Source organism: Mesonia profundi (assembly GCF_031085155.1).
Lineage (GTDB): Bacteria > Bacteroidota > Bacteroidia > Flavobacteriales > Flavobacteriaceae > Mesonia > Mesonia profundi.
Map to the genome: position 1 here is coordinate 1 of NZ_JAVHUL010000008.1, position 21,887 is coordinate 21,887.

At 36.9% G+C, this 21,887-nt stretch carries 19 protein-coding genes; 8 read left to right on the top strand and 11 right to left on the bottom strand.

The features are described 5' to 3' along the window. Window positions 1-236 precede the first annotated feature (236 nt). On the bottom strand, window positions 237-554 hold the full coding sequence (locus RBU60_RS04380; protein WP_308863458.1) for a thioredoxin family protein: 318 nt from the start codon (window positions 552-554) through the stop codon (window positions 237-239). Window positions 555-775: 221 nt separating this feature from the next. On the opposite strand from RBU60_RS04380, the gene ettA reads away from it, so the two are divergent. Further along, a complete protein-coding gene (ettA, locus tag RBU60_RS04385; protein WP_308863460.1) occupies window positions 776-2,467 on the top strand; it encodes an energy-dependent translational throttle protein EttA in 1,692 nt (563 codons plus the stop codon). A gap of 82 nt (window positions 2,468-2,549) precedes the next feature. Here the strand turns inward: ettA and RBU60_RS04390 are convergent, their stop codons facing one another. Genes RBU60_RS04390 through RBU60_RS04400 form a run of 3 tightly spaced genes read right to left on the bottom strand, consistent with a single transcriptional unit; the run spans window position 2,550 to window position 5,328 of the window. Next, window positions 2,550-3,464, bottom strand: a complete 915-nt coding sequence (locus RBU60_RS04390; protein ID WP_308863462.1) for a T9SS type A sorting domain-containing protein — start codon at window positions 3,462-3,464, stop codon at window positions 2,550-2,552. A 42-nt stretch (window positions 3,465-3,506) separates the two neighbouring features. Beyond that, the gene (locus RBU60_RS04395) at window positions 3,507-4,463 is read right to left on the bottom strand and encodes a transketolase family protein (protein WP_308863464.1); all 957 of its coding nucleotides are present in this window, start codon (window positions 4,461-4,463) and stop codon (window positions 3,507-3,509) included. Between the two features lie 19 nt (window positions 4,464-4,482). Then, the gene (locus RBU60_RS04400) at window positions 4,483-5,328 is read right to left on the bottom strand and encodes a transketolase (RefSeq protein WP_308863465.1); all 846 of its coding nucleotides are present in this window, start codon (window positions 5,326-5,328) and stop codon (window positions 4,483-4,485) included. A 366-nt stretch (window positions 5,329-5,694) separates the two neighbouring features. Here RBU60_RS04400 and tgt point away from each other — a divergent pair, with 366 nt between their 5' ends. The 5 genes from tgt (at window position 5,695) to RBU60_RS04425 (ending at window position 12,251) form a co-directional block, all read left to right on the top strand. Beyond that, window positions 5,695-6,825, top strand: coding sequence for a tRNA guanosine(34) transglycosylase Tgt (gene tgt, locus RBU60_RS04405; protein ID WP_308863466.1), 1,131 nt, complete (start codon window positions 5,695-5,697; stop codon window positions 6,823-6,825). Window position 6,826: 1 nt separating this feature from the next. Further along, window positions 6,827-7,906, top strand: a complete 1,080-nt coding sequence (locus RBU60_RS04410; RefSeq protein ID WP_308863467.1) for an LptF/LptG family permease — start codon at window positions 6,827-6,829, stop codon at window positions 7,904-7,906. A 128-nt stretch (window positions 7,907-8,034) separates the two neighbouring features. Beyond that, a complete protein-coding gene (locus tag RBU60_RS04415) occupies window positions 8,035-8,988 on the top strand; it encodes an acetyl-CoA carboxylase carboxyltransferase subunit alpha (protein WP_308863468.1) in 954 nt (317 codons plus the stop codon). 166 nt (window positions 8,989-9,154) lie between these two features. Continuing rightward, window positions 9,155-10,708 carry a replicative DNA helicase gene (gene dnaB / locus RBU60_RS04420; RefSeq protein ID WP_308863469.1) on the top strand — a complete coding sequence of 518 codons (1,554 nt, stop codon included), beginning with the start codon at window positions 9,155-9,157 and terminating at the stop codon, window positions 10,706-10,708. Window positions 10,709-10,988: 280 nt separating this feature from the next. After that, the gene (locus tag RBU60_RS04425) at window positions 10,989-12,251 is read left to right on the top strand and encodes an asparagine synthetase B (protein WP_308863470.1); all 1,263 of its coding nucleotides are present in this window, start codon (window positions 10,989-10,991) and stop codon (window positions 12,249-12,251) included. Between the two features lie 28 nt (window positions 12,252-12,279). On the opposite strand, the gene RBU60_RS04430 is transcribed toward RBU60_RS04425, so the two are convergent. The 7 genes from RBU60_RS04430 to htpG form a co-directional block, all read right to left on the bottom strand. Next, a complete protein-coding gene (locus RBU60_RS04430; RefSeq protein WP_308863471.1) occupies window positions 12,280-13,248 on the bottom strand; it encodes an OmpA family protein in 969 nt (322 codons plus the stop codon). Between the two features lie 200 nt (window positions 13,249-13,448). Further along, window positions 13,449-13,793, bottom strand: a complete 345-nt coding sequence (gene rplT / locus RBU60_RS04435; RefSeq protein WP_308863472.1) for a 50S ribosomal protein L20 — start codon at window positions 13,791-13,793, stop codon at window positions 13,449-13,451. Window positions 13,794-13,894: 101 nt separating this feature from the next. After that, window positions 13,895-14,092, bottom strand: coding sequence for a 50S ribosomal protein L35 (gene rpmI / locus RBU60_RS04440; protein ID WP_219040294.1), 198 nt, complete (start codon window positions 14,090-14,092; stop codon window positions 13,895-13,897). 55 nt (window positions 14,093-14,147) lie between these two features. Continuing rightward, window positions 14,148-14,663: a translation initiation factor IF-3 gene (gene infC, locus RBU60_RS04445; RefSeq protein WP_308863551.1), complete on the bottom strand. Its 516-nt coding sequence runs from the start codon at window positions 14,661-14,663 to the stop codon at window positions 14,148-14,150. 59 nt (window positions 14,664-14,722) lie between these two features. Further along, window positions 14,723-16,669 (bottom strand): threonine--tRNA ligase, encoded by a 1,947-nt coding sequence (thrS, locus tag RBU60_RS04450; RefSeq protein WP_308863474.1) that lies wholly within the window; start codon window positions 16,667-16,669, stop codon window positions 14,723-14,725. Between the two features lie 62 nt (window positions 16,670-16,731). Beyond that, window positions 16,732-17,553 carry a DUF6503 family protein gene (locus RBU60_RS04455; protein ID WP_308863475.1) on the bottom strand — a complete coding sequence of 274 codons (822 nt, stop codon included), beginning with the start codon at window positions 17,551-17,553 and terminating at the stop codon, window positions 16,732-16,734. Between the two features lie 90 nt (window positions 17,554-17,643). Continuing rightward, window positions 17,644-19,530, bottom strand: coding sequence for a molecular chaperone HtpG (gene htpG, locus RBU60_RS04460; protein WP_308863476.1), 1,887 nt, complete (start codon window positions 19,528-19,530; stop codon window positions 17,644-17,646). 252 nt (window positions 19,531-19,782) lie between these two features. On the opposite strand from htpG, the gene RBU60_RS04465 reads away from it, so the two are divergent. Further along, window positions 19,783-20,475 (top strand): TetR family transcriptional regulator C-terminal domain-containing protein, encoded by a 693-nt coding sequence (locus RBU60_RS04465; RefSeq protein WP_308863477.1) that lies wholly within the window; start codon window positions 19,783-19,785, stop codon window positions 20,473-20,475. A gap of 55 nt (window positions 20,476-20,530) precedes the next feature. Then, window positions 20,531-21,850 (top strand): ABC1 kinase family protein, encoded by a 1,320-nt coding sequence (locus RBU60_RS04470; RefSeq protein WP_308863478.1) that lies wholly within the window; start codon window positions 20,531-20,533, stop codon window positions 21,848-21,850. The last annotated feature ends 37 nt before the right edge of the window (window positions 21,851-21,887 follow it).

A 21,887-nucleotide genomic window follows, 5' to 3' on the forward strand; every position in this document is an offset into this window, starting at 1 on the left:
TTTTATAGCTAAAACAAGTTGCTGATTATCAGTAAGATGAACAACTTTTTTCTTTTAAATCATAATGCACAACGGGTAACCTCTATAATTTAATATATCCTTTTTTATTCATAAATTCCAACACCTGTGAGGTCTCTCTTGAAAATTATTTTTTCGAGATTGAGAGGTTTTCTATTTTAAACTGCTACTGTTTATCAAATAGTTGCAATTTAGCCTGGTTCATTAATGAACAACAATCATCGATAATACAACTTATACAAACGCTCAATTTGCTCGACAAAAATAGGAACACTCAAATTTCCTCCTTTTCGGATGTATTCTTTCCCATCTATAAAAAATAACATGGTAGGAACTTGAAAAACCATATAGCTTGCGGCAATTTCGGGATGTTGTTGCGCATCTATGTTTAAAAAGCAAAGTTGAGGAAAATGCTCAATCAAAGCTTTCTCTAATTTTGGACGCAGGCTTTGGCAAACGCTGCAATGCGTTCCGCTAAAATAGAGTAGGCTAGCTTCTCCTGTAGCGATTTGATTTTCAATCTTTTTTAAGTCCATAAGTATAGCTTCAGGAAAAAGTAAAATTAGAAGATGCTTTCTTATTCAAATTCATGTTTTTACATCATTATTTTTCAGATATTTGCGTTAGCGATAGCAGCGGCATCCTCTATTTTTGCGATTCAGCAAAAAATGGAGATATAGCGAATAGCGCGGCCTTCCCTCCCATTTTTTTTGGGAGGGAAGGAACGCCCAAATTAACTCAATAAAACAAAATTACAATGGCAGATGATAAAAAGGTGATTTTTTCCATGTCTGGACTCACCAAAACCTATAAGAATGCAAATACTCCGGTATTAAAAAATATCTACTTAAGCTTTTTCTATGGTGCGAAAATCGGGATTTTAGGTCTTAACGGATCTGGAAAATCGACTTTGTTGAACATCATTGCAGGAAATGAAAAAAACTATCAAGGGGATGTGGTATTTTCTCCGGGTTACTCCGTAGGCTATTTAGAGCAAGAGCCTAAATTGGATGAAGATAAAACGGTGCTAGAAGTGGTTAAGGAAGGGGTAGCAGAAACCATGGTCGTTTTGGATGAATACAACGCCATTAACGATCAGTTTGGATTGCCAGAAGTTTATGAAGATGCAGATAAAATGCAGAAACTGATGGACAAACAAGCGGCTTTGCAAGATAAAATTGATGCGACGAACGCTTGGGAAATCGATACCAAATTAGAAATCGCGATGGATGCGTTAAGAACTCCGGAAGCCGATAAGAAAATTGGTTTACTTTCTGGAGGGGAACGCAGGCGAGTGGCTTTATGTCGTTTGTTATTGCAAGAACCAGATATCTTATTATTAGATGAGCCTACCAACCACTTGGATGCCGAATCTGTGCATTGGTTGGAACATCACTTGCAGCAATATAAAGGAACGGTAATCGCGGTAACACACGACCGTTATTTCTTGGATAATGTGGCGGGTTGGATTTTAGAATTGGATCGCGGTGAAGGGATTCCTTGGAAAGGGAACTATTCTTCTTGGTTAGATCAAAAATCTAAGCGAATGGCACAAGAGCAGAAGTCGGCTTCTAAGCGTCAAAAAACTTTAGAGCGAGAGTTAGAATGGGTGAAAATGGCGCCTAAAGGAAGGCAAGCCAAGCAGAAAGCGCGTTTAAATAACTACGATAAGCTAATGAGCCAAGATCAAAAGCAAATGGACGAAAAGCTGGAGATCTACATTCCTAACGGTCCGCGTTTGGGTAATAATGTGATTGAAGCCCAGGGCGTAAGTAAAGCTTTTGGAGATAAGTTATTGTATGAAGATCTTAATTTTAAACTTCCGCAAGCAGGAATTGTAGGAATTATTGGCCCTAACGGAGCGGGTAAAACCACTATCTTTAAAATGATTATGGGCGAGGAAGCGCCAGATAAAGGAGAGTTTAAAGTAGGGGAGACGGCTAAGATCGCTTATGTAGACCAAAGTCATTCCAATATAGATCCTGAAAAAACCATTTGGCAAAACTTTAGTGATGAGCAAGATATGGTGATGATGGGTGGTAGAGAAGTAAATTCTAGAGCTTACTTAAGCCGATTTAACTTTAGCGGAAGTGAACAGAACAAGAAAGTGAATATGCTTTCTGGGGGAGAACGCAACCGTTTGCACTTAGCGATGACCTTAAAAGAAGAAGGAAACGTATTGCTACTGGATGAGCCTACCAACGATTTGGATGTAAATACGCTGCGAGCTTTGGAAGAAGGTTTGGAGAATTTTGCAGGATGTGGAGTAGTAATTTCTCACGACCGTTGGTTCTTAGACAGGGTGTGTACGCATATTCTTGCTTTTGAAGGAGATTCTCAGGTGTATTTCTTTGAGGGAAGCTTCTCTGATTATGAAGAAAATAAGAAGAAACGTTTGGGTGGCGATATCATGCCAACACGTATTAAGTATAAGAAGTTAACGCGTTAAGAAGTTCGTTTCTAATCATCAAAAAAGGCTCTTGAAATATTTCAAGAGCCTTTTTTGATTTACAGCATATTTTTGCTGAAACCTATTCTTTTAAAACTGTTTTACGGTACGTATTTTCGTTGGTATCTACTTTTAAAATATAAGTACCTTTTTCTAAGCTACTTAAATCTATGCTAGCATTAGCAATGCTTTTGCTGAATACGCTTTGTCCTGTCATAGAAATCACTTCTACGTGTTGAATTACTTCATGAGAAGGGAGGTCTATATGAATTTGATTTTTAACAGGATTAGGATAAGCTACCAAAGATTTTTTGTCTACTGCGGGAACACTTAGGTCTTCATGCGTAAGAATTATGTTGTCATAATAGGCATCTCCTCCATAGTTGTTATGCAACATATTAATACCCGAAACATCCAATTGAGAAAAATTAACTCCCGTATAAACCAATTCGTTATTTATATAATAGGCTATCTCGCTAGAAGAAATTTCAACTTTTATAGTGTACCACTCATTGGCGTTCCAAGAAACATTTTCTATATAAGCAAAATCATAATCTTCACTAACAATAGCGTAAAACTGACCTTGATTTTCTACTCCAATTCCCATTACTGGTGTGAACTCCTCATTATTGACTGCATAAGCGGTAAACTCAAAATCAGCGCCTAATTGTTCAGTTACCAAGATATCATAAGAAATGGTCAAATTTTCATAACTTAACGGATTGTCTAAGGCTTTAGCGGCACCAAAAATAGGTAGCCATTGGAAATCATAATCTGGTTCGTATGCATTTTTAAAAGAAAAGACGCCGTCTTGAGCTTGTTCATCAGAAATCACTTGATTCGTTAGAATGCCATCGCTTCCTTCGGTTACTTCCCAATCATTCTGGGTATTAATATTTCCTAAAGTAAAGCCTTCGCTTTCTTCAAAAGAGATGTTTTCTTGTGCAAAGACACTAAAACTTAAAGTCAATAATAATAATAAACTAATCTTCTTCATGTGTTCATTTTTTAAAACAGCTTCGTAAACGAGCTGCGGTAATTATAGTTTTCTCTTCACTACTTTCTTAGTCGCTTTGATAATCGCATCGGCGTTAAGACCGTATTTTTCCATCAGTTGAGCTGGGGTTCCGCTTTCACCAAAGGTATCTTGGGTAGCGACAAACTCTTGTGGTGTAGGGTGATTTTCGGCTAATACTCTCGCAACGCTTTCGCCTAATCCGCCAAGGTAGTTATGCTCTTCTGCAGTAACGACGCATCCGGTTTTCTTTACGGATTTTAAAATAGCCTCGTCGTCTAAAGGTTTGATGGTATGAATATTTATTACTTCCGCAGAAATTCCTGCTTCTTCTAGTTGTTCGGCGGCTTGAAGTGCTTCCCAAACTAAATGTCCCGTAGCTACAATCGTCACATCGGTTCCTTCGGTTAACTGAACCGCTTTCCCGATTTCAAATTTCTGATCTTCAGGCGTGAAATTGGCTACTTTTGGTCTTCCAAAACGAAGGTAAACAGGTCCGTCATAGTCTGCAATCGCTAGGGTTGCTGCTTTGGTTTGGTTGTAATCACACGTATTGATAACCGTCATTCCTGGCAACATTTTCATCAAGCCAAGATCTTCTAAAATTTGATGCGTCGCACCGTCTTCCCCTAAGGTTACGCCGGCATGAGAAGCACAAATTTTTACATTCTTCCCAGAGTAAGCTACGCTTTGTCTAATTTGGTCATAAACTCTTCCGGTAGAAAAGTTGGCAAAAGTACCCGTGAACGGAATTTTTCCTCCAATCGTCATTCCTGCAGCCATACTAATCATATTGGCTTCGGCAATTCCTACTTGAAAAAAACGTTCGGGGTGATTTTCTTTAAAGGCATCCATTTTTAAGGAACCCGTTAAATCGGCACACAGCGCTACTACGTTTTCGTTCTTTTTTCCTAATTCTTCTAATCCTGCTCCAAAACCAGAGCGTGTATCTTTTTTACCTGAATCTGTATATTTTTTCATTTCGTGTGTGTTGTGTCGATTAATAATCTCCTAGCGTTTCTGGATTTTGAGCTAAAGCAGTTTCTAATTGCTCGTCGTTAGGCGCTTTTCCGTGCCAAGCGTGGGTATGCATCATAAAATCTACGCCGTTCCCCATCACAGTATGCAATAAAATACAAACCGGCTTTCCTTTTCCAGTTCTCGATTTAGCTTCTTTTAAGCCTTCTATCACTTGGGTGATGTCGTTTCCATCTTTTACATCTAATACGTCCCAGCCAAAAGCTTCAAACTTTTCTCTTAGTTTTCCTAGCGGAAGAACATTATCTGTAGAACCGTCAATCTGTTGTCCGTTTACATCTACGGAAGAAATCAAGTTGTCTACTTTGTTTCCAGCAGCGTACATAATCGCTTCCCAGTTTTGACCTTCTTGCAGCTCGCCGTCACCGTGTAAAGAATAAACGAGGTGAGTATCTTTATTTAATTTTTTAGTTTCGGCGGCACCAATGGCAGCCGACATCCCTTGTCCTAGTGATCCAGAAGCAATTCGTACTCCGGGTAAACCTTCGTGGGTGGTTGGATGTCCTTGCAAGCGAGAATCTAATAGTCTGAAGGTATTAAGCTCTTCTACTGGAAAAAATCCGCTTCTAGCGAGAACACTATAAAATACGGGTGAAATATGTCCGTTAGATAAAAAGAAAAGATCTTCATTCTTTCCGTCCATCGTAAAATCTGTAGAATAATCCATCACTTCTTGATAAAGTGCCGTAAAAAATTCGGCACATCCAAGAGAGCCTCCGGGGTGTCCGCTATTTACTTTATGGACTTGTCTAAGAATATCCCTTCTTACTTGGGTTACAAAGTCTTCTAATTGTGCTGTGTTTGGCATGATAAACGTTGTGTTAAATCGATTTCTGCAAAAGTAACCTTAATTAAAGGCTTTTAAAAGAAATTTAAAATGAATTATCAACCAAACCATGTGAAAAAACATGTATTCGTATCCGAATAAGATGTTAGACCCGCCCGTACCGAAGCGGTACATTCGGGCGGGGCGCTTTTAGATCATAGAGGCTAGACCAAATAAATAATCTTTTTATTCTATCACAATTTCAAAGTAAAAATGGTTTAATAAAGCTTATTGTGCCTTACATCAAATTAGTTTTTCAGAAAGCTGTTAAATTTAATAATTGAAGTTATCTATTTTTCTTAAGTCATTGCGTAGAGTTGTTTATCTTTGCCCCTTTGAAAAAGACATATGAAATTTGATTTATTAGCCAAAGATAGTGGGAGTAAAGCCCGCGCTGGAGAAATAACCACCGCGCACGGAAAGATAGAAACCCCTATTTTTATGCCTGTTGGAACCATAGGAACCGTAAAAGGAGTTCACCAAAGAGAGCTGAAAGAGGAGATTAATCCCGATATTATTTTGGGAAATACCTATCACCTTTATTTAAGACCTCAAATGGAAGTGCTTAAAAAAGCGGGTGGCTTGCATAAATTTATGAATTGGGACCGCAATATTTTAACCGATTCTGGCGGGTACCAAGTCTATTCTCTTTCGGCTAATCGAAAAATTAAAGAAGAAGGGGTAAAGTTTAAATCTCATATTGATGGGAGTTTACACTTTTTTACACCAGAAAACGTGATGGACGTACAGCGAACTATTGGAGCCGATATTATCATGGCTTTTGATGAGTGTACGCCATATCCTTGTGATTATCGTTATGCCAAACGTTCTATGCATATGACGCATCGTTGGTTGGACCGTTGTATGGATCGTTTTAAAAATACGCCCCCGCTTTACGGATATGAGCAGAGTTTATTTCCCATTGTTCAAGGAAGCACCTATAAAGATTTAAGAGAACAGTCGGCAGAATATATTGCTAAGGCTGGCGCCGAAGGAAATGCGATTGGTGGACTTTCAGTAGGCGAACCTGCGGAAGAAATGTACGCCATGACCGAAGTGGTCACGGCTATTTTACCAGAAGATAAACCTAGGTACTTGATGGGCGTAGGGACACCCATTAATATTTTAGAAAATATTGCCTTGGGTGTAGATATGTTCGACTGTGTGATGCCTACTCGTAATGCACGAAATGGAATGCTTTTTACCGCGCACGGTACCATTAATATTAAAAATAGAAAATGGTACGATGATTTTTCTCCTATAGATGAGATGGGAATGACATGGGTAGACACCGAATATTCTAAAGCTTACTTGAAGCATTTATTCTCTGTAAACGAAATGCTTGGCAAGCAAATTGCTACCATACACAACCTAGGGTTTTACCTTTGGTTAACTCGAGAAGCCAGAAAGCATATTATTGCTGGAGACTTTAGGGAGTGGAAAGATAAAATGGTGAAACAAATGGATAAAAGGTTATAAGTTGAAAATATTAGATTGGTACATTCTGAAGCGCTATTTAGGAACGTTTTTTACGTTGCTGTTGCTGTTTATCCCTATTGGGATTACGGTAAATCTTGCTGAAAAGATTGATAAAATTTTAGCGAATGAAGTACCTTTTATAGAGGTAGCCTATTATTATGTAGACTTTACGATCTATTTTGCTAACCTTCTTTTTCCTATATTTTTATTCTTATCGGTGATTTTTTTCACCTCCAAGCTAGCCAACAATACGGAAATTATCGCCTTTTTAAGTTCGGGGGTATCATTTACCCGTTTTTTAAGACCTTATTTAATAGGAGCTACGATTATTTGTTTTGGAGCCTTAATAATGGGAATGTATTTGGCGCCAAGTGCCAGTCAAGGATTTAATGATTTTACCTATAAATACCTAAAACGAGGGAAGGGAGCAGCAGAAACGAAAGACGTTTTTAAACAAATTAATGACGACGAGTTTATTTTTGCTACCAATTTTGATCCTAAAAATAGAACTGCCAGTAACTTTAGTCTAGAGCATTTTAAAGGGAATGTGCTTAAGTTTAAAATAAGTGCCAGTAGATTAAGCTTTAACCCTAAAGACTCTACCTATACCTTATCTAATTTCGAGAAAAGAATCGTAGGAGTTGATTCAGATGATGTGTTGATTCACAATAGAAAGTTGGATACCGTTTTGCCTTTTGAATTTGATGAACTTACTCCGGTTTCCTACATCGCTGAAACTAAGAATTTCACCGAGCTCAATGAATTTATAGCGCAAGAGAAAAAACGAGGTTCTGCTAATATCAATCGGTATAAAGTCGTGGCCTACAAACGATGGAGTTTACCGGTTTCGGCCTATATCCTAACGATTATTGCCGTAGCGGTTTCGGCGATGAAGCGAAGAGGAGGAATGGGAGTTAATTTAGCCATTGGGATTGCGATTGCTTTTGTCTTTGTATTTTTTGATAAAGTGTTTGGTACCATGGCCGAGAAATCTACGTTTTCCCCACTGATAGCCGTTTGGTTTCCCAATGTCTTTTTTGGGGTGCTCGCCTTTTTCTTACTGCGAAAAGCTAAACGTTAATTTTATAGAAGTTGCTACCTCTTCCGTAAAGCAAAAATCCACTTTAAATTAATAAATCTAAGTTGGATTACCCAAGCATAAGTTTTATATCTTTGTAGGCTATAAACTAATAAAAGCCATAACCCACTATGGAATACTTAGAATTTGAAGCTCCCATCAAAGAGCTACAAGAACAATTTAATAAAGCTTGCGCCATTGGTGTAGACAGTGATGTAGATGTAAGTGAAACCTGTAAGCAACTAGAGAAGAAATTAGCATCGACTAAGAAAGAAATATATAAAAACCTAACGGCTTGGCAACGGGTTCAACTATCGAGACATCCTAATAGACCTTATACCCTAGATTATATCAATGCCATTTGCGGAGAAACATTTTTAGAGCTTCACGGAGATCGAAATGTGGCAGATGATAAAGCAATGGTTGGTGGTTTAGGTAAAGTTGGGGATCAAAGTTTCATGATTTTAGGTCAGCAGAAAGGCTACAATACCAAAACTAGACAATACCGTAATTTTGGTATGGCCAACCCAGAAGGTTATCGCAAAGCACTACGCTTAATGAAGTCTGCGGAAAAATTTGGAGTTCCTGTAGTGACATTTATTGATACGCCTGGTGCTTATCCTGGTTTAGAAGCTGAAGAACGCGGACAAGGAGAAGCAATTGCTAGGAATATTATAGAAATGACTCGCTTAAAAGTGCCTATCATCGTCATCGTGATTGGAGAAGGAGCAAGTGGAGGAGCTTTAGGAATAGGCGTAGGAGATAAAGTGATGATGTTAGAAAACTCTTGGTATTCTGTAATTTCTCCAGAAAACTGTTCTTCTATTTTATGGAGAAGTTGGGATCACAAAGAACAAGCAGCTGAAGCATTGAAACTCACCGCCACCGATGCTAAGAAACTTAAAGTAATCGATACGATTATCAAGGAACCTTTAGGAGGAGCGCACAGCAATCGAGAAGAAATGTTTAAAACCTTAAAAAAGGTAATTATTAAATCTCATGAGGAATTAAAAAACTTATCACCAAAAGAATTGGTGGATGCGAGGATGGAAAAATATTCCTCTATGGGAGTCTTTAAAGGTTAGCAGCACTTAATCTTACAAATACAAAATCCGAAGCTGTTTGTTTCGGATTTTTTTGTGGTTATCAACAAAAATATTAAGTTATGAACAGGTCAATTGTTCATAACCTGTGAACTAAGCAAATCACAAAAAGAGCGTTTTTCATTAACATTTTTTTTACATTCGTACTATGGAGAAAGTAAAACAAAGTCGAGCATATTCTGCACCAAAAAGTAATATTATTCAGTTAGAGAAGGGAAAACTTCCTCCGCAAGCGGTTGAATTAGAGGAGGTTGTAATTGGAGCGATGATGATCGATAAAAAAGGGGTAGATGAAGTGATCGACATCTTACACCCCGATGTTTTCTATAAAGACGCTCATAAATACATCTTCGAAGCGATCTTTCAACTCTTTGAAAATAGCGAACCAGTCGACTTATTAACGGTTTCTAGTCAATTAAAGAAGGACGGAAAGTTAGAAGTGAGTGGAGGCGATTATTATTTGATTCAACTCACTCAAAAAGTGTCTTCTTCAGCACATATTGAATTTCATGCTAGGATTATTTTACAGAAATATATTCAGCGTAGCTTGATTAAAATCTCTAGTGAAATCATCGAAGATTCTTACGATGAAAGTACCGATGTTTTTGATTTATTGGATAAAGCAGAATCTAAACTCTATGAAGTAACCCAAGGAAATATTAAACGTTCTTCAGAAACCGCACAGAGTTTGGTGATTCAAGCTAAAAAGCGAATTGAAGACATTTCTAATAAAGAAGGTTTAAGCGGAATCCCTTCAGGCTTTGATAAATTAGATCAGTTAACTTCGGGATGGCAGCCCAGCGATTTAATTATTGTGGCGGCAAGACCAGGTATGGGAAAAACAGCTTTGACCTTATCTATGGCGAGAAATATTGCGGTGGGTCAAAATATTCCGGTGGCTTTCTTCTCTTGTGAGATGTCTTCGGTACAATTAATCACCCGTTTAATTTCTTCGGAAACCGGACTTTCTTCAGAAAAATTAAGAACCGGAAACCTAGAAACTCACGAGTGGGAACAGCTGAACGTAAAAGTAAAAGGTTTAGAGAAAGCCCCTTTATTTATTGATGATACGCCATCGCTTTCCATTTTCGATTTACGTGCAAAAGCAAGACGTTTGGCTTCTCAACACGGGATTAAACTTATCGTGATTGATTACTTACAGTTGATGACCGCAGGAGGTTCGCAAAAAGGAGGAAATAGGGAACAAGAAATTTCGACGATTTCACGTAACCTAAAAGCCTTAGCGAAAGAATTAAATGTTCCCGTAATCGCACTTTCCCAGCTATCGCGTGCAGTAGAAACAAGAGGAGGGAGCAAACGTCCTTTACTTTCAGATTTAAGGGAATCTGGAGCGATCGAGCAGGATGCCGATATTGTATCGTTTATTTACCGACCAGAATATTACAAAATTGATGAGTGGGATGATGACGAACAATCGCCAACCGAGGGACAAGCCGAGTTTATTATTGCCAAGCACCGTAATGGTGGTTTGGAGAGCATTCGCCTTAAATTTATTGGTAATCTTGGTAAGTTTGATAACTTAGACCAGTTTGATTATCCTTCAGAGATTCCTTCTAAGATGAATCAAGATGATAATGATAAAGAAGGTTTTGATCCACAAAATTTCCCTTCCGCAGAAGATGCTTTTGGTTCTTCGTCGCCTAATTTAAAGCAAAGCGGGGAAGATGATGTGCCTTTTTAAAAAGACACTTTATGTCTAGATTTCTAAATAATAATACTTATTTTTCTTTAGTGTCCGGTTAAAAATTATGTAAAGTGGGTGAGTCCTTTATATTTATGAAATCCAACAAGATTTTAAAATAGATGTCTTGCATTTTTGAAAATGATTTTATCGAGAGTGAGAGCGTATTTTTATATTAAAAGACTCCTGTTTATCAATTAGTTACAATTAAGTCTTGATTCTTGGTTCTAAAAGCGTAGGGTCTTGGTTCTTTATTGTACAATAATGCTTATTTTTAGGTATGAAGAAAATACTTTTATTAGCCTTTGTGAGCTTGTTTTTTTCGATGGAATCTTTCGCGTCTTACGTGTTGATTCCTATGGATGCCGAGACACAGAAAAATCACCTTAAAGCATACGGAATTACCTATTGGATTCTCGCCAAGCAACAAAAGGTAAAGTGGCTACTCAATTATAGAGGAGGTTCTTTTTTAATGTCTGATACCGATGCTTTACGGAAAGAATGTCAGATTCGCGGCGTTTCATTTGAGTTGCTGAGTGACGCTAAAGCGGAATCGATTTTAGCTCAAATTGAAAGTCCGTCTCAAAATATGGACGCAGTCGTGCTAGAGAAAGCCCCAAAAATTGCAGTTTACTCTCCGAGTGGAAATGCACCTTGGGATGATGCAGTCACCATGGTACTTACTTATGCCGAAATTCCTTATGAAACCATTTATGACAAAGAAGTTTTGGAAGATGAGCTGTTGTTGTATGATTGGTTGCACTTGCACCATGAAGATTTTACAGGTCAATATGGGAAGTTTTACAAGCGTTATCGAGCAACCCCTTGGTATATTGAAGAAAAGAAAAATGCTGAAAATCTAACTAAAGAATTAGGCTACCAAAAAGTATCTGAAGAGAAATTAGACGTCGCTTTAAAAATTAGAAATTATGTAGTGGGAGGCGGATTCATGTTTGCGATGTGTAGCGCTACCGATAGTTTTGATATCGCCCTTTCTGCAGAAGACGTAGATATTTGTGAACCTATGTTTGATGGTGATGCCAGCGATCCTGGTTATCAAAGCAAGATAGATTTCTCGAAGACCTTTGCATTTACCGATTTTATACTGGAAAGAAGTCCGATGGTTTATGAGTTTTCCTCTATAGATATGACGACCAAGCGAAATATTCCTAGAGAAATCGATTACTTTACGTTAATGAATTTTTCTGCTAAATGGGACCCTGTGCCTACGATGCTTTGTCAAAACCATACCTCTTTAGTAAAAGGCTTTATGGGACAAACTACTTCTTTTGACAGGCAAACCATTAAAGCTAATGTTTTGGTGATGGGAGAAAATAAAGCCAATCAAGAAGCCAGGTACATCCACGGAATTAAAGGAAAAGGTTTTTTTACCTTTTATGGCGGGCACGATCCAGAAGATTACCAGCATAAAGTAGGAGACCCCAAGACCGAGCTTTCGCTTCATCCTACTTCCCCAGGCTACCGACTTATTTTAAATAATGTTTTATTTCCTGCAGCAAAAAAGAAGAAGCAGAAAACCTAGATTTTAATTAAGTTCAGCTTCTATGATCTTAATCAGACTTCGCAGGTATTTTATAGAATTCTTTATCGGGTAAGACTAGAATCTCTACGCGTCTATTTTTCTGCTTATTTTTTTCAGAATTATTTTCTACAATAGGTTCACGTTCCCCGTATGATTCTGCTTTGTAGGTGTATTCTCCCTTTCCTTCTAAGATTTGATGCAGGTAAGATTCTACAGCTTTCGCCCGATTCATTCCCAACGTATAATTATAGGCATCATCAGCATCGCTATCGGTATGACCAGAGATGATGATTTCGGCTTTGGGAATTTGAACTATAACGTCTTTAAATTCTTCTAGTTTTTCTAAAGCGGTTTGTTTTAAATCGTACTTATCGGTATCAAACAACAAATTGGCTTCCACATTAAGCTTTAAAACAGCTCCTACAGTTCCAATGGCATCTATGTCGGCTCCGGCAGTAGGGCCGCTACAAAAGGAAGCTAAATCGGTTATCCGAACATAATAATAAATCGCTTCTTCTTCCTTGGGAATGTTAGCACGAACAATATCTATGGCAGAATTGCCACCATCTACTCTCCCAATATTGATCCATTTTTTATTATCACTAGAAATCTCTACTTTAAAAGATTCAATAGAAGGTCCTATTTCGAAGAAGTATAAATCCGGTCCCTCTATATCAATAAAACCATTGTCTTTAAAAACAGCAGTCATTTGTCCTTGACAGCCTAGAGAAACGTAAGATTGGTCTAAATACTTTTCATAATCAGGTTCTCCTATGGCCGCTAAGGGGTCGCTATATTTGGGTAAAGCTTTTGGGTTTCCTTCTTTAAAATCGATGATGGTATCGGCAAAGGATACATTACCTAAGGGGATAAAAACTTCTGAATGGTCTTTTAAACGGTAGTACTTCTTAAACTTGATTAAGTTGACAGAGATTTGGGCACTAGCAGTCAAGGCAATCAAAAAGATAGGAATAATAAATAGAATGGATTTGCGCATATATAAAGATCATTGATGTCTAGCCAAGGCTAACGAATAAACAATTTAAATATGTTTTGATAAGTTAAAAAATGAAAATAGAAAATTACGCCAATAAGAATTAGTAAAAAAGATTACTAGCGACACTTCTGTATAAAAGTAAAAAAACCTTCTCTTTTAGAGAAGGTTTTTAATATAAGAGAGACAAATGGGTTGCAAATTTATTTTACTTTCTCAATTACGGCTTTAAAAGCCTCTGGGTGGTTCATCGCTAAATCGGCTAAAACCTTACGGTTTAATTCGATTCCACTAGCTTTCGCTTTTCCCATAAATTGAGAATATGACATTCCGTGCATACGAGCACCAGCATTAATACGGGTAATCCATAAAGTACGGAAGTTTCTTTTCTTTGCTTTACGGTCTCTATAAGCATATAACATTGCTTTGTCCACCGCGTTTTTTGCTACTGTCCAAACGTTTTTACGACGTCCAAAGTAACCTTTTGCTTGCTTCATCACCTTTTTTCTTCTGGCTCTTGAAGCTACTGAATTTACTGATCTTGGCATAATCTTATTGTTTTTGTAGTAGGCGATTCATGGTTAAGATGAATTCTTTGTAAGGCCTAACTCCAGGGTTATTAAATTGGTTTAACCAATTAAACGAACAATTACTTTAAACGTAATTGAAGTTTAATGTTATTCTCATCTGCTTTATGTACTAAAGTAGAATGAGTTAATGCAAGCTTACGTTTTTTAGACTTCTTGGTTAAGATATGACTTTTAAACGCGTGCTTTCTTTTAATCTTTCCAGTACCTGTAAGCTTAAAACGCTTTTTAGCACTAGATTTGGTTTTCATTTTAGGCATAATATCCTTAGGTTTTATTTATCTCTCTATATAATCTTGACTTCTACTTTAGAAGTTATTTTGCTTTTTTAGGAGCGATGAACATCGTCATACGCTTCCCTTCTAATTTAGGCATTTGTTCTACTTTACCAACTTCCTCTAAATCTTGAGCTAAACGAAGTAATAAAATTTCTCCTTGATCTTTAAATACAATAGAACGCCCTTTAAAGAAAACATATGCTTTAAGTTTTGCGCCTTCTTCTAAGAATTTTTTTCCGTGATTCTTCTTAAATTCATAATCATGGTCATCTGTATTAGGACCAAAACGAATTTCTTTAACCACCACTTTAGAAGCTTTTGCCTTTAAACTCTTTTCTCTTTTCTTTTGTTCGTAAAGGAATTTCTTATAATCCATTGCTTTTGCAACGGGTGGTTTAGCATTTGGCGAAATTTCTACCAAATCTACACCCAATTCTTCAGCCAGGGCTAATGCTTTCTTAATGGGATATACTCCCATTTCTACATTATCACCGACTAAACGAACTTCTTCTGCGCGAATTTTTCCGTTAATTCTATGCGGATCTTCCTTAATTTCTCTTAAAGGTTTTCTGGATCTTTTTCTACGTATTGCTATGGCTCTATAATTTTAAATTAAACTTCAAATGTTTTTAGGGTAGAAGCAATTTCCCCTTTTATGATTTCGGCAAATTTTTCTACGCTCATGGCGCCTAAATCTTCGCCCCCATGTTTACGTACAGAAACTGTGCCGTCTTTTTCTTCTTGTTCTCCTACAATCAACATAAATGGGAGTTTATCCATTTCGGCTTCCCGAATCTTTTTACCCATCGTTTCGCTTCTGTCATCGATACGGGCGCGAATTTCGTTATTTTCTAGCAAATTTAAAACTTTTTGGGTATATTTTTCGTACTTCTCACTTAAAGACAAGATAATAGCCTGCTCAGGCATCAACCAAAGTGGGAAATTTCCTCCCGTATGTTCTAATAGAATAGCGATAAAACGTTCCATACTTCCAAAAGGCGCACGGTGAATCATCACAGGTCTGTGAAGTTCATTGTCACTCCCTTTATAAGTAAGTTCAAAGCGCTCTGGTAAGTTATAATCTACCTGAATTGTTCCTAATTGCCAGCTTCTGCCTAAAGCATCCTTCACCATAAAATCTAGTTTAGGACCGTAAAATGCAGCTTCGCCAGTTTCTACTACATAATTGAGTTCTTTTTCTTGAGTTGCATTAAGAATGGCTTTTTCTGCCTTCTCCCAATTCTCATCAGAACCAATATATTTTTCTTTATTCTCTGGATCTCTTAACGAAACCTGCGCGGTAAAGTTTTCAAAACCTAAAGAACCAAAAACGTATAATACCAAATCGATTACTTTCTTGAACTCCTCATCTAATTGGTCTGGAGTACAAAAAATATGTGCATCATCTTGTGTAAACCCACGAACACGAGTTAAACCGTGTAATTCGCCACTTTGCTCATAACGGTAAACCGTACCAAATTCAGCAAAACGCTTTGGTAAATCTTTATACGACCAAGGAGAAGCATTGTAAATCTCACAGTGATGCGGACAGTTCATCGGTTTTAATAAAAACTCTTCTCCTTCGTGTGGAGTTTTGATAGGCTGAAAGCTGTCTTCTCCATATTTTGCATAGTGTCCCGAAGTTTCATAAAGTTCCTTCTGACCAATATGCGGAGTAACCACCATTTCATAACCTGCCTTCTTTTGCGCTTTTTTTAAGAAATCCTCTAAGCGCTCGCGCAAAGCAGCTCCTCTAGGTAGCCATAATGGCAGACCCTGACCTACTTTTTGAGAAAAGGTAAAGAGTTGTAATTCTTTTCCTAGTTTTCTATGATCTCTTTTCTTCGCTTCTTCAAGAAGCTCTAAATATTCTTTTAATTCTTTTTGCTTGGGAAATGAAATTCCATAAACTCGGGTAAGTTGAGGGTTATTTTCATCACCTCGCCAATAAGCTCCGGCAACGCTCATCACTTTTACAGCCTTAATAATTCCGGTGTTGGGAATGTGGCCACCACGACATAAATCTGAAAAGGAATCGTGATCACAAAAAGTAATCTCTCCATCGGTTAAATTTTCTATTAATTCAACTTTAAAAGGGTTGTCTTCTTTTTTGTAGAAGGCTAAGGCATCATCTTTAGAAACCTCACGCATAGAAAACTCATGTTTTCCACGAGATATTTCGATCATTTTATCTTCAATCTTCTTAAAATCATTGTCAGATATTTTATCCTCGCCAAAATCTACATCATAATAGAAGCCATTGTCAATGGCAGGACCAATGGTAAGTTTGGCACCTGGATATAATTCTTGAATAGCTTGCGCCAAAACGTGGGCAGAACTGTGCCAAAAGGCTTTCTTGCCTTGGTCGTCCTTCCATGTGTATAAAATTAAGGAACCATCTTGAGATAATGAAGTTTTGGTTTCAACAGTGGTGCCGTTAAAACTAGCTGAAATTACATTTCTCGCTAAACCTTCACTAATGCTCTTGGCCACATCTAAAACTGTAGTGCCACTCTCAAATTCTTTTATACTGCCGTCTGGTAAAGTTATCTTAATCATATCAAAAATTTAATCTTGCAAAGATAAAGCTATCTGCGGTCTTTACAATACTCTAAGTTTTATTATTTTTTTATTTCTATGCTTCTGGTGGGAGCTGTAAAGAAATCTTTATTTCTTTTGGTAAAATTTACATTAGAAACCGTACCATTTCCAATAGGTTCCCCGTAAACTCCTTTCTCTTCACTCCAATTATAAAAAGTCCATTCTTTGGCAAAAGCAACTTGTTTGACGCTAAAATAGTTGTTGTATACAATCGCATGCGGATTTTCTTCCGCCGTAGCGAAATCTTCTCCAAGGGTAACAATGTAGGCTGCAGCTTTTAATAACTTCGTGTTTTGATCTGCATACACAATATACCAATCGTCTGGGGCGTCGCCCGTTTTTTCCGCAAATGTCAGCTTTGCAGTGTCATAAGAAATATCATCGATTTTTCTCTCCTGAAGTTCTTCCCACTGGGTGCCAGGATCTGTTAATTTAAAAGGTAAACTGAAGAAATAGGCCCAAGTGAACATATCAAATCTTGCTTTCTCATAATTGTTTTCTTTTGGGAAAAGCGAAACCTTCTCGCCGTCATATATTAAAATACTACCATCACTTTTTTCAACTTTGATTTTACTAGAGTTGGTAAGCATGGTGATTTTAGCCTTCATTTTTTCTTCTCCAAAGCTTAAGTCCAGATTAAACTGTACCATCTCTTGCTTCTTAAAGTTCGAAATCTGGTGACTTCTTTCTATCGATTTCGCAAATTTTACTTCGGGAGTGGATTCTTTTTTAGGCTCTTTTTTGGTGGTTTCTACAGATTTTTTGTTGGGAGTTTCTTTTTTTTCTTCTTGGCAGGCCAAGGTGAAAATTGAGATGCATAGAAGGAGAATAATTTTTTTCATAAGAGGATATTTCTGCTAAAATAATAAAATAAAAACCACCTTTCACAAGATTGCGAAGGTGGTTTTTACAAGTTTTATCTTTTCACTAAATTATTTAATCATATCAAAACTTCGTTTAACAAAGCTTGTCAACTCTTCTCCTTTTAAAAGGTTTTGAGAAAGTCTGGCTAAGTCTAAAGATTGTTTGATCAATGCACCTTGACCTTTTTCTTCTGTATTTAGAATGGTAGAAATTAGTGGATGGTTCGTATTCACCACCAAGTTGTACATTTCTGGCATATTGCCCATTCCAAACATTCCACCGCCGCCGCCGGTTTGCTGCATTTCCTTCATTCTTCGCATAAACTCAGGCTGCGTGATGATTAATGGTGCTGCAGAACTGTCCATCGCTTCTAATTGGACAGTGTAACTTTCTTTAGGAACCACTTTTTCGAAATCGGTTTTTAGTTTTTCTTTCTCTTCTTCAGAAAGTTTAGACGTTTCTTCTTCATCTTTCTTGATAAGATTGTTGATGTGATCGCTATCTACACGTACAAAAGAGATGTTTTCTTTAGAAGATTCTAATTTCTGAATTAAATGCGGAACAATAGGAGAGTCGAGTAATAAAACTTCGTATCCTTTTGTTTTTGCAGCTTCGATATAACTGTGTTGCTCGTCTTTATTGGAAGCGTAAAGAATCACCATTTTCCCATCTTTATCGGTTTGGTTGTCTTTAATTTTCTCCTGAAGCTCCTCGTAAGTAAAGTAATTGTCATCTACCGTTGGGTACAAGGCAAACTTATCTGCTTTATCAAAGAACTTATCTTCAGAGAGCATTCCGTATTCAATCACTACTTTAATGTCGTTCCATTTCTTTTCGAAATCTTCACGGTTCTCATTAAATAGAGATTTTAATTTATCGGCTACTTTACGAGTGATGTAGCTCGAGATTTTTTTCACCGCGCCATCTGCTTGCAAATAAGAACGCGACACGTTTAACGGGATGTCTGGAGAATCAATTACTCCGCGCAGCATCGTTAAAAATTCGGGTACAATTCCTTCTACATTATCGGTTACAAAAACCTGATTTTGATACAACTGGATTTTATCTTGTTGCATCGTCATATTATTACTCAATTTTGGGAAGTATAAAATCCCCGTTAAATTGAATGGATAATCTACATTTAAATGAATGTGGAAAAGCGGCTCCTCCATTTGCATAGGGTAGAGTTCGCGGTAAAAACTATTGTAATCCTCATCCTCTAATTCTGTGGGTTGCTTCGTCCAAGCAGGATTTGGATTGTTGATGATGTTATCTACCGTTACTTTTTTCGCTTCTTCCTCTTCTGGAGCATCTTCTGCTTTAGGAAGCTCTTTTTCTTTCGTTCCAAATTTAATAGGAACCGGCATAAATTTATTGTACTTGCTTAAAAGCTCTCCAATTTTGCTTTCTTCTAAAAATTCCTTTTCATCGTCATTAATGTGAAGAATAACTTCAGAACCGCGTTCTTTTCTATCGGCTTCTTCAATGGTAAAATCGGTGGTTCCTTCGCAAATCCAATGTGCTGCAGGTTCGTCTTTGTAAGATTTGGTAATGATTTCCACTTTATTGGCTACCATAAAAGCCGAGTAGAATCCAAGTCCGAAGTGACCAATAATCCCGCTATCTTTAGCAGAATCTTTATACTTTTCTAAAAACTCTTCCGCTCCAGAAAAAGCCACCTGGTTAATGTATTTTTCTACCTCTTCTTTGGTCATCCCAATTCCGTGGTCAATGATGTGAAGCTTCTGGTTTTCCTTATCTATTTTTACTTCAATCGTAGGGTTTCCGTATTCAACGTCTGTTTCTCCAATATTGGTAAGATGCTTTAACTTTAAGGTAGCATCGGTTGCATTAGAAATTAATTCGCGCAAGAAGATTTCATGGTCACTGTAAAGAAATTTCTTAATTAGGGGAAAAATGTTCTCTACTGAAACATTAATTTTTCCTGTTGCCATATCTATAGTTTTTTATTTAAAAATTGTTTTCTGTTTTCTCTATGTCAAATAAAATACCAATAGCATAAAAATGACAAACTGGCATATTTCAATAAGTATCAGAATTTTTTACTGCGGAAGCTTTCCTGTTTCCTAAGCGTAAGCATGAAGCATTTAGAACGTCTAAACGAATTAATTATTTAACAAAGCTTTGTTTAATGTTTGTAGAATAAGCTTATACAAAAACTTATCTTTGAATCAAATATTTCAATTATGGAAAAGAAGAAATCAACTCCCAATAAGAAAACAGCCCCTAAAAAGAAAGTCACGAAAATGACTGCCGATAAATGGATTTCCAATTTTATGGAATACGTGTTGGAGGAGGAAGAAATTCCAAAATCGGTATATAAGTTTGCGAAAGAAAATAAATCTACTGAGGAAGAATTTTACCAGTCTTTTGGAAGCTTAGAAGCGATACAAAAAGAAATTTGGAATCAATTTTACCTTAAAAGTATTCAACTCATGGCAGTAAGTCCAGAGGTAGATTCGTTTAGCAGTAGAGACAAGATGCTTACTTTCTTCTTTACATTCTTCGAAATGCTTACTGCAAATAGAAGTTATGTATTGTTTATGCTGAATAGAAATGAGAGTACTTTAAAGAATTTAGAACAGCTAAAAGGCTTACGAAAAAATGTGAAAGACTTTGCTAAAGGTTTAATCGCAGATGATAATGCCGAAAAAAATATAAAAATACTTCAAAAGAACAAAACTGTTTTTTCTGAAGGAGCTTGGTTGCAAACTATGTTTTTACTGAAGTTCTGGATGGATGACAATTCTCCTCAATTTGAAAAAACAGATGTTGCCATAGAAAAATCGGTAAATACTATTTTTGATGTGTTTGATAATACGCCTTTAGAAGGAATATTGGATTTTGGGAAATTTCTTTTTAAAGAAAAAATGGCATAATAAGATTCCAATTTAATTAGTGTTTAGCTCGTAGCTAGTAGAAAAAAATAAACCTGTGAAATCAATAGATAAAATACCCGTAGGGAAAATTGGTAGAACTACCGAAATGGTTAAAACCGGTGTGAAAATTGGTGGTAACTATTTAAAATATTACAGTAAAAAGGCTTTTGATAAAGACCTGAACAGAGATCAATTGGATGAGGACAATGCAGGCGATATCTACGATGGACTTAAAAACCTAAAAGGAAGCGCGCTTAAAGTAGCGCAAATGCTTTCTATGGAAAAAAGCTTATTGCCCAGCGCTTATGTAGAGAAATTTAGCTTGGCGCAGTTTAGTGTGCCGCCACTTTCGGCGCCATTGGTGAGAAAAACCTTTAAAAAGTACCAAGGAGGTTACCCCGAAGAATTATATGATACATTTACTCCCGAATCCATTAATGCTGCAAGCATTGGGCAGGTACACCAAGCAACAAAAGATGGGAAAAAACTTGCGGTGAAAATTCAATACCCTGGAGTGGCAGAAAGTATCAGTTCAGACTTGGCGATGGTAAAACCTATTGCCACAAGAATGTTTAACCTTCAAGGAAGTGATTCCGATAAGTATTTTAAAGAAGTAGAAGGGAAGCTCATCGAAGAAACCGACTATATTTTGGAAGTGGAGCAAAGCAAATACATTTCTACAGCTTGTGCTAAAATTGAAGGCTTGCGTTTTCCTAAATATTATGAAGATCTATCAAGTGAGAAAATCATTACGATGGACTGGATGGAAGGTCAGCATCTAAGTGAATTTACCAAGGGTGATTTTACAAAAGAAGAAGGAGACAAGTTGGGACAAGCGCTTTGGGATTTTTATATGTACCAAATGCACGAGTTAAAAGCAGTGCACGCAGATCCGCATCCTGGAAACTTCTTGGTAGATAAAGAAAGGAATCTTATTGCTATCGATTTTGGTTGTATTAAGCAAGTGCCAGAAGAGTTTTACATTCCTTATTTTGAGTTGGCAGTACCCAAAAATATCAATAATAAAGAATTCTTTTTAGAAAAGTTATACGAATTAGAAATTCTTAGAGAAGATGATTCCGATAAGGAAATTGATTATTTTTCTACCTTATTTTATGAAATGTTGAGCTTATTTACGAGTCCGTTTCACGGAGATACGTTCGATTTTTCTAACGAAGAATTTTGGAATAAGATAACCGCTTTAAGCGAAAAATATAGCAAAGATACCGAGTTGCGCAAAATGAATGGAAACCGTGGAAGCAAACACTTTTTATACATTAATAGAACATTCTTTGGTCTGTATAATTTGCTTCACGATTTAGAGGCAGAAATAGACACAAAACAGTATAAAAAATATTGCGATAATAAAGAATAATATGAAGTCTTAGTTGTCATTCAGATTGGAGCCAGCG